This is a genomic window from Frigoribacterium sp. PhB118, assembly GCF_003751725.1.
Lineage (GTDB): Bacteria > Actinomycetota > Actinomycetes > Actinomycetales > Microbacteriaceae > Frigoribacterium.
Window position 1 is genome coordinate 188,882 of sequence record NZ_RKID01000001.1, and the last position, 16,068, is coordinate 204,949.

Annotated in this window: 14 protein-coding genes; 13 read left to right on the forward strand and 1 reads right to left on the reverse strand. The window is 70.8% G+C overall.

Annotated elements, in window-relative coordinates:
* The first annotated feature begins 8 nt into the window (after nucleotides 1-8).
* Entirely contained in the window at nucleotides 9-365 is a 357-nt protein-coding gene (locus EDF21_RS00805; RefSeq protein ID WP_123570013.1) for an Rv2175c family DNA-binding protein, read from the forward strand.
* Between the two features lie 56 nt (nucleotides 366-421).
* Here the strand turns inward: EDF21_RS00805 and EDF21_RS00810 are convergent, their stop codons facing one another.
* Nucleotides 422-1,543, reverse strand: coding sequence for a polyprenyl synthetase family protein (locus EDF21_RS00810; RefSeq protein WP_056045023.1), 1,122 nt, complete (start codon nucleotides 1,541-1,543; stop codon nucleotides 422-424).
* Nucleotides 1,544-1,653: 110 nt separating this feature from the next.
* Here EDF21_RS00810 and EDF21_RS00815 point away from each other — a divergent pair, with 110 nt between their 5' ends.
* The 12 genes from EDF21_RS00815 to murC all read left to right on the forward strand — a co-directional run bounded on the left by EDF21_RS00815 (nucleotide 1,654) and on the right by murC (nucleotide 15,734).
* Nucleotides 1,654-2,052 carry a DUF3040 domain-containing protein gene (locus EDF21_RS00815; protein ID WP_123570752.1) on the forward strand — a complete coding sequence of 133 codons (399 nt, stop codon included), beginning with the start codon at nucleotides 1,654-1,656 and terminating at the stop codon, nucleotides 2,050-2,052.
* Nucleotides 2,053-2,326: 274 nt separating this feature from the next.
* Nucleotides 2,327-2,758, forward strand: coding sequence for a division/cell wall cluster transcriptional repressor MraZ (gene mraZ / locus EDF21_RS00820; RefSeq protein WP_055973040.1), 432 nt, complete (start codon nucleotides 2,327-2,329; stop codon nucleotides 2,756-2,758).
* Nucleotides 2,759-2,859: 101 nt separating this feature from the next.
* Nucleotides 2,860-3,810, forward strand: coding sequence for a 16S rRNA (cytosine(1402)-N(4))-methyltransferase RsmH (gene rsmH / locus EDF21_RS00825; protein ID WP_123570014.1), 951 nt, complete (start codon nucleotides 2,860-2,862; stop codon nucleotides 3,808-3,810).
* Nucleotides 3,807-4,460 carry a hypothetical protein gene (locus EDF21_RS00830; protein ID WP_056045028.1) on the forward strand — a complete coding sequence of 218 codons (654 nt, stop codon included), beginning with the start codon at nucleotides 3,807-3,809 and terminating at the stop codon, nucleotides 4,458-4,460. Before rsmH ends, EDF21_RS00830 begins: the two co-directional genes overlap by 4 nt.
* A 74-nt stretch (nucleotides 4,461-4,534) precedes the next feature.
* Nucleotides 4,535-6,301 (forward strand): penicillin-binding protein 2, encoded by a 1,767-nt coding sequence (locus tag EDF21_RS00835; RefSeq protein WP_233568309.1) that lies wholly within the window; start codon nucleotides 4,535-4,537, stop codon nucleotides 6,299-6,301.
* Between the two features lie 14 nt (nucleotides 6,302-6,315).
* Nucleotides 6,316-7,866: a Mur ligase family protein gene (locus EDF21_RS00840; RefSeq protein WP_056045031.1), complete on the forward strand. Its 1,551-nt coding sequence runs from the start codon at nucleotides 6,316-6,318 to the stop codon at nucleotides 7,864-7,866.
* Nucleotides 7,863-9,269 (forward strand): UDP-N-acetylmuramoyl-tripeptide--D-alanyl-D-alanine ligase, encoded by a 1,407-nt coding sequence (gene murF / locus EDF21_RS00845; RefSeq protein ID WP_123570015.1) that lies wholly within the window; start codon nucleotides 7,863-7,865, stop codon nucleotides 9,267-9,269. Before EDF21_RS00840 ends, murF begins: the two co-directional genes overlap by 4 nt.
* Nucleotides 9,266-10,369, forward strand: coding sequence for a phospho-N-acetylmuramoyl-pentapeptide-transferase (gene mraY / locus EDF21_RS00850; RefSeq protein WP_043594922.1), 1,104 nt, complete (start codon nucleotides 9,266-9,268; stop codon nucleotides 10,367-10,369). The genes murF and mraY overlap by 4 nt, the downstream gene beginning before the upstream one ends.
* Nucleotides 10,366-11,931, forward strand: a complete 1,566-nt coding sequence (murD, locus tag EDF21_RS00855; RefSeq protein ID WP_123570016.1) for a UDP-N-acetylmuramoyl-L-alanine--D-glutamate ligase — start codon at nucleotides 10,366-10,368, stop codon at nucleotides 11,929-11,931. Before mraY ends, murD begins: the two co-directional genes overlap by 4 nt.
* On the forward strand, nucleotides 11,888-13,195 hold the full coding sequence (ftsW, locus tag EDF21_RS00860; RefSeq protein WP_123570753.1) for a putative lipid II flippase FtsW: 1,308 nt from the start codon (nucleotides 11,888-11,890) through the stop codon (nucleotides 13,193-13,195). The genes murD and ftsW overlap by 44 nt, the downstream gene beginning before the upstream one ends.
* Complete coding sequence (locus EDF21_RS00865; protein WP_123570017.1) at nucleotides 13,192-14,307, forward strand: glycosyltransferase; 1,116 nt, start codon at nucleotides 13,192-13,194, stop codon at nucleotides 14,305-14,307. Before ftsW ends, EDF21_RS00865 begins: the two co-directional genes overlap by 4 nt.
* Nucleotides 14,304-15,734 (forward strand): UDP-N-acetylmuramate--L-alanine ligase, encoded by a 1,431-nt coding sequence (murC, locus tag EDF21_RS00870; protein WP_056045036.1) that lies wholly within the window; start codon nucleotides 14,304-14,306, stop codon nucleotides 15,732-15,734. Before EDF21_RS00865 ends, murC begins: the two co-directional genes overlap by 4 nt.
* Nucleotides 15,735-16,068: the final 334 nt, after the last annotated feature.

The following is a 16,068-nucleotide window of genomic DNA, read 5'->3' on the forward strand; positions in this document are numbered from 1 at the left end:
GTTGTGGCGTGACCGATCTCTCTCAACGCCCCTGGTTCGCCGACACCGAATGGCTCACCGTGCCCGACCTCGTCGAGCGGCTCGGCCTCGGCGTCAGCCGTGTCCGGCGCCTCCTCGAGGAGCACGTCCTCGTCGGGACCCGCGTGGACGGCGTCACGAAGGTGCCATCCGTCTTCCTCGACGGCTCGGAGCCGAGGCACGACCTCCGGGGCACCCTGACGGTCCTGTCGGACAACGGGTTCGACGACGACGAGGCCCTCGACTGGATGCTGTCCCACGACGAGGCCCTCGGCACGAGCCCCGTCGCCGCCCTCCAGGCCGGACGCAAAGCCGAGGTCCGGCGCATCGCGCAGAGCCTCCTCTAGCCCCGATCCGCGCCTCTGGCGGCTGCCGGTCCTCGGCCGCCCTGGCGCAGAGGGCGTCAGGAGGCGCGGCGCGTGACGGTCTCGGCGAGTCGCGTCAACTGCGTCCGGGCCGACGGCGCGAGTCCCGACCTCTCGAGTGCGTGGACGGCACGCTCCACCTGATCGGTGATCGTCTGCTCGACGGCGTCGACGGCACCGCTGTCGCGGAGCGTCGCCTGGAGCATGCTGATCTGGTCGTCGTCGAGTTCGGGGTCACCGAGGAGTTCGTCCAGCAGGCGGACGGCCCCGGGGGGCAGGGCTCGGCGGGCCGTCGCCACGAGGACGGTGCGCTTGCCCTCTCGGAGGTCGTCGCCCGCGGGCTTTCCCGTGACCGAGGGATCGCCGAAGACACCGAGGAGGTCGTCACGCAGCTGGTAGGCGATGCCGAGGGGCAGCCCGAAGTGCCGCAGGGACTCGAGGGCTGGCCGGTCGGCCCCGGCCATGGCCGCGCCGACGGTCAGCGGGGCTTCGACGCTGTACTTCGCCGACTTGTAGACGATGACGCGCTGGGCACGCGGCAACAGCTGCACCTCGTCGACCGTCCGCCAGGCGTTCTCCTCGAGGATGTCGAGGTACTGGCCCACCGTGACCTCGGTCCGCATCCGGTTGAGCTCGAGGCGGGCCGCGCGGGCGGCGTCACGGGACGGGAGGGAGTCCAGGGCCTCGCTGAGGAGCTCGTCGCTCCACGCCAGGAGGAGGTCTCCCATGAGGAGGGCTCCCGAGCGACCGAACGCCTCAGGGGACCCGAGCCAGGCCCCCTCGCGGTGCAGGGACTCGAAGCGCCGATGCGCCGCCGGGAGTCCGCGGCGCGTGTCCGAGTTGTCCATGATGTCGTCGTGCACGAGCGCGGCGGCGTGGAAGAACTCGAGCCCCGCCGAAGCGGTCATGACGGCGTCGATCTCGCGTTCGTCGCGGGGCTCCCCGAGGGGATCGAATCCGGTGTCGAGCCCGGCGACGGACTGCCAGCCCCAGTAGCAGAACAGAGCCCGGAAGCGTTTCCCGCCGCGGAGCAGATCGCCCGAGTAAAGGGAGAAAGGATCGAGGTCGGGAGCGATGCCCATGAGGGCCGGTCGCTGACGCTCGAGGAACCGATCGATGCGCTCTTGAACGACGTCCACTAACCGCGTACTCTCAGCCACGCTGCCTAGCCTAGCGATAGCTGTCGGGCATACACTCGCAGCTACTCATCGCGTCGATCCCGAGGCTCCCGCCTCGCGCTTGAGAGCCCGTGCTCGAAGGGAACACCAAGATGCCACTTTCCGAACAGGAGCAGCGGCTCCTCGAAGAGATGGAGCGGAGTCTCTACAACAACGACTCCGACTTCGTGGCGACGGTCGGGACCCGCGGCGCCAGACCCAACTACACGCTGGTCGTGGTCGGGGTCCTCGGGGCGCTCGTCGGAATCGCCGTGATCGTCGCGGGCGTCATCTTCCGCCAGCCCTTGATCGGCGTGGCGGGGTTCGTGGTCATGCTCGCCGGCGTGTTGTTCGCCATCGCGCCCCCCAAGCGGAAGGGGTCCTCGACGGCCTCGATGCCGTCGGCTCCCCGTTCCTCCACCTCCCGCCCCGCGCATCCCGCCAAGGGGGGCCTGATGGATCGGCTCAACGACCGGTGGGACCGCCGCCAGGACGGCGACGAGCGCTCCTAGGCGCCACCAGCACCACGACCACAGGGGTCGGCCTTCGGGCCGGCCCCTTTTTTGGTGCGCCCGTCCACCCCGCGGGAGGCGTGCGACACGCAGGACGCGCCTCCTCGTGGTCCTTTCCCTCCACCGTCCTCCACCCGTGTGGCCCCCGAACTGGAGCGGATCGCAGGCCGGACGCGCGGCGGAGGACCCGCCTTTTCATTGTCTGGTGGTGGGTTGTGGAGTAAAGTGGAGGTACGTGCCACAGACGGGGTGCGGGGCGAGGGGAGACGGGCGCATGTTCCTCGGCACCTATTCGCCCAAGCTCGACGAGAAAGGGCGCATCATCCTCCCCGCGAAATTCCGTGACGAACTGGCTTCCGGCCTCGTCATGACCCGCGGGCAAGAGCGGTGCGTGTACGTCTTCAGCCAGCGCGAGTTCGAAGACATGCACTCGCGCATCCGTCAGGCGCCCGTCACGAGCAAGCAGGCCCGCGACTACATGCGCCTCTTCCTCTCGGGCGCGAGCGACGAGATCCCCGACAAGCAGCACCGGGTCACCATCCCGGCGACACTGCGCGAGTACGCCGGCCTCGGCCGTGACCTCACCGTCATCGGCGCGGGAAACCGTGCCGAGATCTGGGCCACCGACGCCTGGAACACCTACTACGAGGCCCAGGAGGCCGAGTTCGCCAACACCACCGAGGAGGTGATCCCCGGGCTCTTCTAGCCCGTGGGCCCCGACCCTCAGCCGTCAGCCCTGGCGCACCTTCCCCGGTGCCAGGTCCCGACGGATGGGGATCAGGGCCGACGAGCACAGCCCGTGTCGTCATGGCCGATCAGATCCACACCCCCGTCCTCCTCGAGCGGACCCTCGAACTCCTCGCCCCGGCCGTCTCGCGTCCCGGCGCCGTCGTCGTCGACTGCACCCTCGGCATGGGTGGCCACAGCGAAGCGATGCTGCAGGCCTTCCCTGAGCTCACCGTCGTCGGCCTCGACCGCGACACCGAGGCACTCGCCCTCGCCGGCGAGCGGCTCGCACCCTTCGGCGACCGGGCTCGCCTCGTGCACACGACGTACGACGGCATCGCCGACGCGCTCGACGACCTCGATCTCGACACCGTCGACGCGGTGCTCTTCGACCTCGGCGTGTCGTCCCTGCAGCTGGACCGGGTCGAGCGCGGTTTCTCGTACTCCAAGGACGCGCCCCTCGACATGCGCATGGACCCCACCTCGCCCGTCACGGCGGAGCGCGTCCTCGCCGAGTACCCCGAGAGCGAGCTCAGGCGCATCTTCTACCAGTACGGCGAAGAGAAGCTGGCTCCGCGCTACGCCCGGCGGATCGTCGAGCACCGGGCCGACTCCCCGCTCACCCGCAGCGGTGAGTTGGTCGACCTCCTGATCGCGGCGACGCCCATGGCCCTGCAACGTGCCGGTCACCCTGCCAAGCGCGTGTTCCAGGCGCTCCGCATCGAGGTGAACGGCGAGCTGGCCTCGCTCGAGGCGGCCGTCCCGGTCGCCCTCGACCGTCTCGCCGTCGACGGGCGGATCGTCGTCCTCGCCTACCAGTCCCTCGAAGACCGTTTCGTCAAGCGGGAACTCGCCGCTCGGACGACCTCAACGGCGCCGCAGGGCCTCCCGGTGGAGTTGCCGGAGCACCGTCCCGACTTCCGCCTCCTCGTCCGAGGGGCCGAGCTGGCTTCCGACGCCGAACGCGACCTCAACCCCCGAGCCAAGCCCGTGAGACTGCGCGCCGCTGAACGAATCCGGAGAAAAGCATGAGCAGCAACCTGGCCATCGCGACCCCGTCGAGCCGTCCGCAGCCGTCGTCGACCCCGACGGCGCGCCCGGTCGAGATCGTCACGAGTCGGTCGCAGCGACGGGCCCGTCCGAAGATCGCCTACGCGCTGATCGCGACGGCGGCGCTGTTCGTCCTCCTGCTGGCCCAGCTCGCCATCAGCATCGCCTTGAGCGACGGCGCCTACAAGATCTCCGACCTGCAGGCCGCGAAGACCGAGCTCGTCCGCGACCAGCAGAAGTTCAGCGAGCAGCGCGACGTGCTGTCCTCGCCGCAGAACCTCGCCGCCAACGCCGACGAACTCGGCATGGTCCGCAACTCCAACCCCGTCTACCTCGATCTGGCCACGGGCGCGGTCCACGGCTCGCCCGCCCCTGCGGCGGGGGCGGACGAGGCGACGTCCGGCAACCTGATCCCCAACACCCTGCTCGAGGGCGTCCCGCTGACGACCAAGGCCCCCGCGACCGCCGCCGACGGCACGGCGACCACCGACTCCTCCGCCTCGTCGGTCGGTGCTCCGACCACGGCGGGCGCCGTGGCCGTTCCGACCGACGCAGGCGCGGCGGACGGGGGATCGGCCGGCGAGTCGGTAGCGTCGGGCGCGAACGAGCTGGCGGCTCCGCAGACCCGCTAGCGGCGTGCCGTGACCGGTACATCGAACGACGACAGCGGGTCGGGCAGGCGCCCGGCCGCGGTGAGGAACCTCTCGTGAAAGCAGCTCCCCGAAGCCGCCGTCTCCGCGCGACGCTGGCGATGGCGCTGATCATCGCGCTCGTCGGCGTCTTCGTGGTGCGCCTGGCGGACATCCAGCTCGTGCAGGCGGCCGAGCTCAACGAGCAGTCCCAGAACAAGCGCGAGATCGTGCAGACGACCTACGGCGATCGGGGCGACATCACCGACGTCGACGGCACCGTGCTCGCCGGCAGCGTCACCCGGTACAACATCACGGCCGCTCCGGCCTTCGCCACGACGGCCAAGGTCAAGGGCGACGACGGCACGACCACCGAGCTGACGGTCGACCAGGTGGTCGAACGCATCGCCGAGATCACCGGGGGTGACGCCGCGACCATGACGAAGGCGTTGACCACCGACCCCGAGGCGAACTTCGCGTACCTGGTCAAGGGCGTCGACGTCGACGCGTTCCGCGAGGTCCGCGAGATGGACGTGTCATGGGTGTACTTCCAGCGCCAGGCCGCGCGCACCTACCCCAACGGCGCGGTGGCAGGCAACCTCACGGGCTTCATCGGCACCGACGGGCCGCAGGCCGGACTCGAGCTCAGCCAGGACGCGTGCCTGGCGGGCACCGACGGCTCGGAGACCTACGAACGCGGAGCCGACGGCGTCCAGTTGCCCGGCAGCACCGTCACGACCAAGAAAGCGGTCGCCGGGGGCACGCTGCGTCTCACGGTCGACAGCGACCTCCAGTACATGACCCAGCAGGCGCTGGGCGAACAGGCCGAGGCCATCGGGGCCGAGTCGGCCACGGCCGTCGTCATGAAGGCGAGCGACGCCTCGCTGCTCGCGGTCGCCGACTACCCGGCCGTCGACCCCAACGACGTCAACGGCACCGCCGTCGACGACCTCGGCAGCAAGGCCTTCACCTACTCGTACGAGCCGGGTTCGACCTTCAAGGCGATGACCGCCGCCATGCTGCTCGACTCGGGCAAGGCCGATCCCGCGACGCGGGCGACGGTGCCGTACTCCCGCACGTTCCCCTGGGGCGGCGAGATCCACGACGCCACCTTCCACCCGACCGAGAACCTCACGCTGACGGGCATCCTGCGCGACTCGTCGAACGTCGGCATCTCCCTGCTCGGCCAGTCGCTCTCGGCCCAGCAACGTCACGACTACATGGTGAAGTTCGGTCTGAACGACCCGACCGGCGTGGCCTTCCTCGGTGAACCCACGACGGGCATCCGGCCGGCCTCCCAGTGGGACCAGCAGACGAGCATCAACACGATGTTCGGACAGGGCGTCTCGACGACCGCCATCCACATCGCGAGCATCTACCAGACGCTGGCCAACCACGGCACCCGGTTGCCGGTCAACCTCGTCGCCGGGTGCACCGCCCCCGACGGCACCGTCACCGACGCGCCCTCCGCCGAGGGCACGAGCGTCGTCTCGCCGTGGGCCGCCGACACGACCGTCAACATGCTCGAGAAGGTCGTCAGCGACGGCGACCTCAAGGACGTCCTGTCGATCCCCGGCTACCGCGTCGCGGCCAAGACCGGCACCGCCGAGGTCGCGCGGTCCGACGGAACCGGCTACGGTTCTGACCGCATCGTCTCGGTGGCGGGCATCGCTCCGGCCGAGAACCCGCAGTACGTCGTCGTCGTGACCTTCACCAAGCCCAGTACCATCAAGACGTCGGCCGCTGCGGCGCCGACCTTCAACAAGATCATGTCCCAGGTCCTCGAGATGTATCGGGTCCCTCCGTCGACGGAGCCGGCACCCAGCCTGCCCGAGACCTGGTGAGAGAAGAGGATTCTTTGAGCGCCCGGATCCCCCCGGTCCTTCGACCGGAACATCCGTCGGCGAGGTCACTCGCCCAACTGGTCAGCGAGTTCGGACTCGAGCACGAGGGTTCCCTCGACGGCATCGAGATCACCGGCATCACGCTGAGCACGGCGGACCTCCACCCCGGCGACCTGTACGTGGGCGTGCCCGGCGCGCACCGGCACGGAGCCGAGTTCGCCGACCAGGCACGTGACGGCGGCGCGGTCGCGCTGTTGACCGACGCCGCGGGGGCCGAGCTGGCCCGGTCCAGCGGTCTCCCCGTCGTCCTCGTCGACTCGCCCCGGGCGGCCCTCGGCGAGCTCTCGGCATGGATCTACCGCACCGACAGCGACGACGCACCCCTCCTCCTCGCGGTCACCGGCACCAACGGCAAGACCAGCACCTCGTACCTGCTCGAAGGCGTCCTGCGACAGCTGGGCCTCGTCACCGGCCTCAGCAGCACGGCCGAGCGCCACATCGGCGACCTCACCGTCGTCAGCCGCCTCACCACCCCCGAGGCCAGCGAGATGCACGCCCTGCTGGCCCGCATGCGCGAGAGCGAGGTGCGCGCGGTGGCCGTCGAGGTCAGTGCCCAAGCACTCAGCCGCAACCGCGTCGACGGCCTCGTCTTCGACGTCGCCGCCTTCACGAACCTGAGCCACGACCACCTCGACGACTACGCCGACATGGAGGAGTACTTCCAGGCGAAGTTGCCGCTCTTCCAGCCCGACCGTGCCCGTCGTGCCGTGGTCTCGCTCGACTCTCCCTACGGACAGCGCGTGGTGGACAACGCGCGCATCCCCCTGACGACGATCACGATCCTCCCCGACGTCGAGGCCGACTGGACGGTCCAGATCCTCGACGAGCAGGCCGCCTACACCGAGTTCCGTCTGTCGGGCCCCGAGCAGCGTTCGCTCGTGACGCGCGTGCCGCTGATCGGGTGGCACATGGTCGCGAACGCGGCCCTGGCGATCGTCATGCTGGTCGAGGCGGGCTTCGAGCTCGAGGCCATCGGCCAGGCGCTCGACGCCGACGGCGGCATCGTCGCGTACCTGCCCGGGCGCACCGAGCGGGTGTCCGGCGACACCGGCCCGAGCGTCTACGTCGACTTCGGCCACAGCCCCGACGCGTTCCTGACCACCCTGGCCGCGGTGCGCACCTTCACACCCGGCAAGGTCATCATGCTGTTCGGCGCGGACGGCGACCGCGACACGACGAAACGCGGCGAGATGGCCCGGGTGGCCGCGGCCGGTTCCGACATCCTCGTCGTGACCGACCACCACCCCCGTTTCGAAGACCCGGCCTCCATCCGCAAGACGCTCGTCGACGCCGCCCGCGAGGCGTACCCCGAGCACGAGATCCACGAGGTGAGCCCGCCCGAGGCGGCCATCCGGGCGGCCGTGGCCCTGGCCCGAGAAGGCGACTCGATCCTCTGGGCCGGTCCAGGCCACCAGGACTACCGCGACATCCGTGGTGAGCGCACCCCGTACTCCGCTCGCGACGAGGCCCGTGCCGCCCTGCGCGAGGCCGGGTGGTCCGAGTGATCGCGCTCACGCCTCGCCAGATCGCCGACATCACCGGCGGGCGCCTGGTCCACCCCGAGGAGGCGCGGGTCGCGACCCCGGTCGACGGCACGGTCGAGACCGACTCGCGTCTGGTCACCCCGGGGTCGATCTTCTTCGCCCTGCGCGGTGAGGTCACCGACGGGCACCTCTTCGTCGATGCCGCCACGTCGAACGGCGCCGCCCTCGTGGTCGCCGAGCGCGAACTCGAGACGACCGCACCGCTCGTCGTCGTCGACGACGGGGTCGTCGCGCTGTCCCGACTCGCCGCCGCCGTCGTCGACCACGTCCGGCGCCTCGGACGCTTGAAGGTCGTCGGCGTCACGGGTTCCAACGGCAAGACGAGCACCAAGAACATGCTCCGCGCGGTACTGGGCGACGTCGCGCCGACCGTCGCCCCCCAGGGGTCGTTCAACAACCACGTCGGTGCCCCGATCTCGATGCTGCGCATCGACGAGACCACCGAGTACCTCGTCGTCGAGATGGGTGCGAGCGGCCCGGGCGAGATCGCCCGGCTCGTCGACATCGCCCGTCCCGACACCGGGGTCGTGCTCAAGGTCGGCCTCGCCCACGCGGGCGGCTTCGGCGGCATCGAGGGCACCCGTGCGGCGAAGGCCGAGATGGTGACCGACCTGCCCGCCACGGGGACGGCCGTCCTCAACGCCGACGACGACCGCGTCGCCGGCATGGCGGCCGTGACGGCCGCACGGGTCGTCACCTTCGGTCAGGGTCCCTCGGCCGACTACCGGGCGTCCGACATCGACGTCTCGGCGTCGGGCACCTCCTTCACCTTCGAGCACGGCGACGTGAGCCGCCGGGTAACGCTGCGCATCCTGGGCGAGCACCACGTGATGAACGCCTTGGCGGCCCTCAGCGTCGTCGGCGAATGGGGCGTCGACCTCGATCGGGCCGTGACGGTCCTCGAGGGCGTGACACGGGCCGAGCGCTGGCGCATGGAGGTCCTGGACGCGCCCGGCGGCGTGACGGTCGTGAACGACGCCTACAACGCGAGTCCCGACTCGGTCGCCGCGGCGTTGAAGACCCTCGCCCAGATCACCGGCCCCGACCACCGATCGGTGGCCGTGCTCGGCGAGATGGCCGAGCTCGGCGAGTACGCGCGTGACGAGCACGACCGCGTCGGCCGCCTGGTCGTCCGGCTCAACGTGGGCCAACTCGTGGTCGTCGGCCACGAGGCACGACACATCCACATGGCGGCGGGCCTCGAAGGCTCGTGGGACGGAGAAAGCGTGCTGGTCGACACGATCGACGAGGCGTACGACTTCTTGCAGGGCACCCTGCGAGCCGGGGACGTCGTCCTCGTGAAGTCGTCCAAATCGGCCGGCCTGCGCCTCCTGGGTGACCGCCTGGCCGGGGTGACCGCATGATCGCGCTGCTGATCGGCGGCGGGTTCTCCCTCGCCTTCACGCTGCTGATGACGCCGGCGTTCATCAAGCTCTTCCACCGTCTCGGGTGGGGCCAGTTCATCCGTGACGACGGCCCGCAGTCGCACCACACCAAGCGCGGCACGGCGACCATGGGCGGCATCGTCCTGATCATCGGCACCGTGCTCGGCTACTTCATCGGTCACCTGGTCGGCGGGGACGAGCTCACCCTCAGCGGCATGCTCGTGCTGTTCATGATGGTCGGCCTCGGCGTGGTCGGGTTCCTCGACGACTTCCTCAAGGTGCGCAACCAACGCAGCCTCGGGCTCGGCGGGTGGGCGAAGATCGCCGGGCAGGTCGTCGTGGGGGCGGTGTTCGCCGTCCTGGCACTCTCGTTCACGAACGATCGCGGGCTCGCCCCCGCGTCGACGATGATCTCGGGCCTGCGCGACATCCCCTGGCTCGACTTCATGTTCTTCGGCACCATCGTCGGGGGCGGGCTGTTCCTGATCTGGGTCGTCCTGATCACCGTCAGCACCTCGAACGGCGTGAACGTCGCGGACGGCCTGGACGGTCTCGCCACGGGCGCCTCCATCCTCGCGATCGCGTCGTACATCTTCATCGGCTTCTGGCAGAACAACCAGCTCTGCACGAGCGTGCGCCTCGACGAGGCCACGCGGGCGGCCTGCTACCAGGTGGCCGACCCGCTCGACCTGGCCGTGGTCGCCGCCTGCATCTGCGGAGGCCTCATCGGGTTCCTCTGGTGGAACACCTCGCCTGCACAGATCTTCCTGGGCGACACCGGTTCGTTGGGCCTCGGCGGGGCGCTGGCCGCCCTGGCCATCCTCAGCCGCACCGAACTCCTGCTCGTGCTGATCGGTGGTCTCTTCATCGTGGTCACCGGCTCGGTGATCCTGCAGCGGGCGTACTTCAAGATCACGAAGGGCAAGCGGATCTTCCTGATGAGCCCCCTGCACCACCACTTCGAACTCAAGGGCTGGGCCGAGGTGACCGTCGTGGTCCGTTTCTGGATCATCGCCGGGCTCTTCGTCGCCGCCGGCGTCGGCACCTTCTACCTCGAATGGATCCTCCGCACCTCATGAGCGACGGCAGCACCGCCCCCCTCGCCGAGCGGCTCGCCGGGCTCGACAGCTGGCACGCCGACTGGTCGGGCCTGCGCGTGGCCGTCCTCGGGCTCGGCGCGACCGGCTTCTCGGTGGCCGACACCCTGGCCGAACTGGGCGCCGACGTCCTCGTCGTGGCCCCCGCGGTCGACGCCGACAAAGCCGAGCTGCTGCAGCTGATCGGGGCACGTCTCGACGAGGTCGAGTCCACCGACACACCGTCGGCCACGCTCACGGCCTTCGACGCGCACCTCGTCGTGGCCAGCCCGGGCTTCGCCCCGCACCACCCCCTGGTCCGCTGGGCCGTCGACTCGGGGACGGCCGTGTGGGGTGACGTCGAGCTGGCCTGGCGCGTACGCGACAAGGTCGAGCGCGTGGCCGAGTGGGTGCTCGTCACCGGGACGAACGGCAAGACCACGACGACGCAGCTGGCGTCGGCGATGGCCGGCGCCGACGGTCGCCGCGTGGCGGCCTGCGGCAACATCGGCGTCCCCGTCCTCGACGCGGTGCGCGACCCCGACGGCTTCGACCTGTTCGTCGTCGAGCTCTCGAGCCACCAACTGCACTACCTGCCGACCGGGGGAGCCGGTGCCCTCAGGCCCCGGGCCTCCGTGTGTCTCAACCTCGAGGCGGACCACCTCGAGTGGCACGGCGGGGCGGACGCCTACCGTGCCGCGAAGGCCAAGGTGTACGAGAACACGGTCGTGGCGTGCGTCTACAACAAGGCGGACGAGGCGACCCTGCGCATGGTCGAGGAAGCCGACGTCGAGGAGGGCTGCCGCGCCGTGGGCTTCGGCCTCGACGCCCCGGGGCCCAGCGAGGTCGGCATCGTGACCGGCGACGGGGTCTCCGTCCTGGCCGACCGCGCCTTCCTCGCCGAGCGCCACACGCGAGCGCTCGAACTGACCACCCGGGAGGCCCTCGAGGGCGTCGGCCTCGGCGCCGACCACCTCGTCGAGGACGTGCTCGCCGCCGCCGCGCTCGTGCGTGCCGTGGGCGTCGCTCCCGTCTCGATCCGCGACGCCCTCGCCGGTTTCGCGGTGGACCACCACCGCACCGAGGTCGTGGCCGAGTCCGGCGGCGTGACCTGGGTCGACGACTCCAAGGCGACGAACCCGCACGCCGCGCGCGCCTCCCTGACGTCCTTCCCGTCGGTCGTCTGGATCGTCGGAGGCCTGTTCAAGGGCGTCGACGTCGAGCCGCTCGTCCTCGAGTCCACGGACGCCGTCCGGGCGGCCGTGTTCGTCGGCGTCGACCGTGAGCCGCTCCGCCGGGCCTTCTCCCGACACGCGCCCGGCATCCCCGTCTTCGAGGTCGACGCCACCGACACTGGGCAGGTGATGCCGACGGCCGTGCGCCTCGCCGCGAGCGTGGCCCGTCCCGGGGACACCGTGCTCCTCGCCCCGGCGGCGGCGTCCATGGACCAGTTCACCGACTACACGGCCCGAGGGCGATCCTTCGCCCGGGCCGTACACGAACACTTGAGGGGTGACGTCGATGGCCAACCCGCCGTCCAGCCTCCCGCGCCGTCGGCCGACTGAGTCGAGCCGCACGCGCGGCGGGCCCGTCCGACCGACCGACGACGCCTCGAGCGGCCTGGGTTCCTCGAAGCGCACCGCCGGCGCCGTCGTCCGTGTCAAGAAGCTCTTCGCCGCCGAGACGGGCTCGTACTTCGTCATCCTCGGGACGACGTTGTTCATGGTCGTGCTCGGGCTGGTCATGGTGCTCTCGTCGTCCTCGGTCGAGCAGTACATCTCGTCACGACACACGTCGTTCTTCGGCGCGTTCATCCGACAGGGCACGTACGCGGCCGTGGGCATCCCGCTCATGCTCATCGTGTCCCGGCTGCCGGTGTCGTTCCTCAAGCGCTGGGCGTGGCACGTCCTGGGGGCGACCATCGTCCTGCAACTGCTCGTCTTCTCGCCCCTCGGCTACGAGATCGGCGGCAACCGCAACTGGATCGACCTCGGCTCGTTCACGGCGCAGCCCTCCGAGGCCGTCAAGCTCGCGTTGGCGATCTGGCTCGGCATGATCCTCTCGGTCAAGCGCGACCTGCTCGACGACTGGAAGCACCTGGCGATCCCGCTCGTGCCCGTGGCCGGCGTCGCGATCGGCCTCGTCGTGCTCGGTGGCGACCTCGGGACGACCATGATCATGCTCCTGCTCGTCTTCGCGGCCGTCTGGTTCGCCGGCGTCCGGCTGCGCTACCTGCTGGCGCCCCTCGCGTTCCTCGCGGTGGTCGTGCCCCTGATCGCCCAGGGGTCGAGTTCGCGCAACTCACGCATCGCCGCGTGGCTGTCGGGTTGCTCGGACTCGAGCCAGTACCAGGCCGAGTGCTGGCAGACCCTGCACGGAACGTGGGCGCTGGCCTCGGGGGGACTCTTCGGCGTCGGTCTCGGCAACTCGAAGTCGAAGTGGTCCTGGCTGCCCGAGGCCGACAACGACTTCATCTTCGCCATCATCGGCGAAGAGCTCGGATTGATCGGAGCGATGGTCGTGTTGGCCCTCTTCATCGTCCTCGCCGTCGGTTTCGTCAAGATCATCCGCCGGACGAACGACCCCTTCGTCCGTGTGACGACCGGGGCCATCACGGCGTGGATCATCGGTCAGGCGCTCGTCAACATCGCGGTCGTGCTGGGGCTGCTGCCCGTGTTGGGCGTCCCCTTGCCGCTGATCTCGGCCGGTGGATCGGCGTTGATCGTCACGCTCGTGGCCATCGGCGTCGTGCTCTCGTTCGCCCGGGTGCCCGAAGAGTCCGCGACGCCGCAGGGGCTCCCGCGACAGCGGGTAGGGTCTCTGCGGTGACGACGTATCTCCTCGCCGGCGGTGGCACCGCCGGGCACGTGAACCCCCTCCTCGCCGTGGCCGATCGGCTCCGCCGGCGCGAACCCGACGCGACCGTCCTCGTGCTCGGCACCGCCGAGGGGCTCGAGGCACGGCTCGTCCCGCAACGCGGGTACGAACTGCTCACCGTGCCGCGGCTGCCCTTCCCCCGCAAGCCCTCCGCGGCGGCGCTGCGATTCCCCGGCCGACTCGCCGGCGCGATCGACGGCATCCGGTCCTTGCTCGCGCAGCACGACGTCGACGTCGTCGTCGGATTCGGCGGCTACGCAGCCGCCCCGGCCTACGTCGCGGCCTGGCGGTCGAAGGTGCCCGTGGTCGTCCACGAGGCCAACGCGAAACCCGGCATGGCGAACGTCCTCGGCTCGTTCCTCTCGTCCCACGTCGGCGTCGTCTTCCGCTCCACCCGACTCCGGGGCGGACGGCAGGTCGGCATGCCGTTGCGCGACGAGATCGAGTCCCTCGACCGACGGGCCCACCGCGACGAGGCCGTCGCGGCCTTCGGTCTCGACCCCGCGCGGCCGACCCTGCTCGTCACGGGTGGTTCGACCGGTGCGCGGCGGTTGAACGAGACCATGTCGAGGGCGGCCGTCAGCGTGCTCGGCGCCGGCTGGCAGATCCTGCACATCACGGGTGAGAAGTCCGATCTCACCTCGACGGACCTCGACGGCCACCACCTCCTCCGGTACTGCGACCGCATGGACCTCGCGCTCTCGGCGGCGGACTTCGTCGTCTCCCGGGCCGGCTCGGCCACGGTGAGCGAGCTCACCGCGCTCGGGTTGCCCTCGGTGCTCGTCCCGTACCCGGTGGGCAACGGCGAGCAGCGACACAACGCCACCGACGTCGTCGGTGCCGGGGGAGCACTGCTCGTCGCCGACGCCGACTTCACGCCCGCCTGGGTCGAGCGCACGCTCGTCCCCCTGCTGCTCGACCGGGCCGTCGTGGCGGACATGGCCGTCCGCGCCGCCTCGGTCGGGGTGCGCGACGGAACCGACCGCACGGTCGACCTCGTCCTCGACGCCGTGGGCCGCGCCTCCTCGTCCTCCCCGAACCCCGACCTCAGCGAGACATCATGATCAAACCCGACCTCGACCAGCCGATCCCCGCCGAACTCGGTGCCGTCCACTTCGTCGGCATCGGCGGTTCGGGGATGAGCGGCATCGCCCGGGTCTTCCTCGCCGCCGGCCACCGTGTCACCGGGTCGGACGCCCGCGACAGCGCGGCCGTCGAGTCGCTCCGGGCGGCAGGCGCCGAGATCGCGATCGGCCACGACGCGGCCAACGTCGGCGACGCCGACACGCTCGTGGTGACCGGCGCCCTCTGGCAGGACAACCCCGAGTACCAGCTCGCGCTGTCGAAGGGACTGCCCGTCCTGCACCGCTCGCAGGCGCTCGCCTGGCTCGTCGGGCAGCAGCGGCTCGTCTCGGTCGCCGGGGCGCACGGGAAGACCACGTCCACCGGCATGATCGTCACCGCCCTGCTCGCCGCAGGGCACGACCCGAGCTTCGTGAACGGCGGGGTCATCCAGTCGTTGGGCGTCAGCGCCCGTGGCGGTGACGACGACCTGTTCGTCGTCGAGGCCGACGAGTCCGACGGCTCGTTCCTGCTCTACGACACCTCGGTCGCCCTGATCACGAACGTCGACGCCGACCACCTCGACCACTACGGCTCGCACGAGGCGTTCGACGACGCCTTCGTCCGGTTCGCGTCGGCAGCGCGCGAGTTCGTCGTCGTCTCGAGCGACGACGACGGTGCCGTCCGTGTCACCGAACGCCTCGACCACCCGCGCGTCGTGACCTTCGGCGAGGCCGCCGACGCCGACGTCCGCCTGAGCGACGTCGCCACGACCGGTCCGGTCTCGTTCACCCTGCACGCCGAGGGTCGTTCGTGGCCCGTGCAGTTGCGCGTGCCCGGGCGGCACAACGCCGTCAACGCCGCCGGTGCCTTCGCGGTCCTCGTCGGCCTGGGCGTCGACGCGGAGGCCGCCATCGCGGGTCTCGAGACCTTCGGCGGCACCGAGCGGCGGTTCGAACTGCACGGCGTCGTGCGGGGCGTCAGCGTGTACGACGACTACGCCCATCACCCCACCGAGGTCGCCGCCGCGCTGCAGGCGGCGCGTTCCGTGGTCGGCGACGGGCGCCTCATCGCCGTGCACCAACCCCACCTCTACAGCCGCACGCGGATGATGGCCGGCGAGTTCGCCGAGACCTACGAGCGACTCGCGGACCACACCATCGTGCTCGACGTGTACGGCGCGCGCGAGGACCCCGAGCCCGGCGTCACCGGCGCGCTGGTGTCCGAACGCTTCGCCGACCCCGACCGCGTCGACTTCGTGTCCGACTGGCAGGCCGCGGCGGACCGGACGGCCGAGGTCGCTCGAGAGGGCGACTTCGTCATCACGCTCGGCTGTGGCGACGTCTACCGCATCGTGCCGCAACTGCTCGGCTCACTCGACGCGGCCCACGAACCCGTCGTCGCCGTCGCGGAGGACTCCGCGGAGTGACTCGTCACGACAGGTCCGTGGTGTCGGGGGCCCTCCGATGAAGCGGCCCGACGGATTCGACGAACCAGAACACACCCCGACTCCTCCGGCGGCGCCCAACCGACGCCGTCGGGGACGGGACCCGGAGGCCACCGGGCCCGTCCCCGTCGTCGGTGCCTCGCGGCCTCCCCGAGGTGCTGCCGGTGACTCGCGGGCGGCCGACGCCGACGCATCCGATCCGTCGTCCCCGTCGTCGCTCAAGGGCCGCCTCGGGTCGATCACCGGAGCCCCCGCGGCCTGGCGGGACCGCCTGACGAAGCCCTCGACCTCCGACGCGAGCGATCACCCCGGGCGG

What these genes read in the sequence shown, in the direction of transcription:
- EDF21_RS00830 (WP_056045028.1), top strand. Translation starts at nt 3,807, where the DNA reads ATGAGCAGCAACCTGGCCATCGCGACCCCGTCGAGCCGTCCGCAGCCG.
- rsmH (WP_123570014.1), top strand. Translation starts at nt 2,860, where the DNA reads ATGGCCGATCAGATCCACACCCCCGTCCTCCTCGAGCGGACCCTCGAA.
- murD (WP_123570016.1), top strand. Translation starts at nt 10,366, where the DNA reads ATGAGCGACGGCAGCACCGCCCCCCTCGCCGAGCGGCTCGCCGGGCTC.
- EDF21_RS00815 (WP_123570752.1), top strand. Translation starts at nt 1,654, where the DNA reads ATGCCACTTTCCGAACAGGAGCAGCGGCTCCTCGAAGAGATGGAGCGG.
- mraZ (WP_055973040.1), top strand. Translation starts at nt 2,327, where the DNA reads ATGTTCCTCGGCACCTATTCGCCCAAGCTCGACGAGAAAGGGCGCATC.
- ftsW (WP_123570753.1), top strand. Translation starts at nt 11,888, where the DNA reads ATGGCCAACCCGCCGTCCAGCCTCCCGCGCCGTCGGCCGACTGAGTCG.
- mraY (WP_043594922.1), top strand. Translation starts at nt 9,266, where the DNA reads ATGATCGCGCTGCTGATCGGCGGCGGGTTCTCCCTCGCCTTCACGCTG.
- murC (WP_056045036.1), top strand. Translation starts at nt 14,304, where the DNA reads ATGATCAAACCCGACCTCGACCAGCCGATCCCCGCCGAACTCGGTGCC.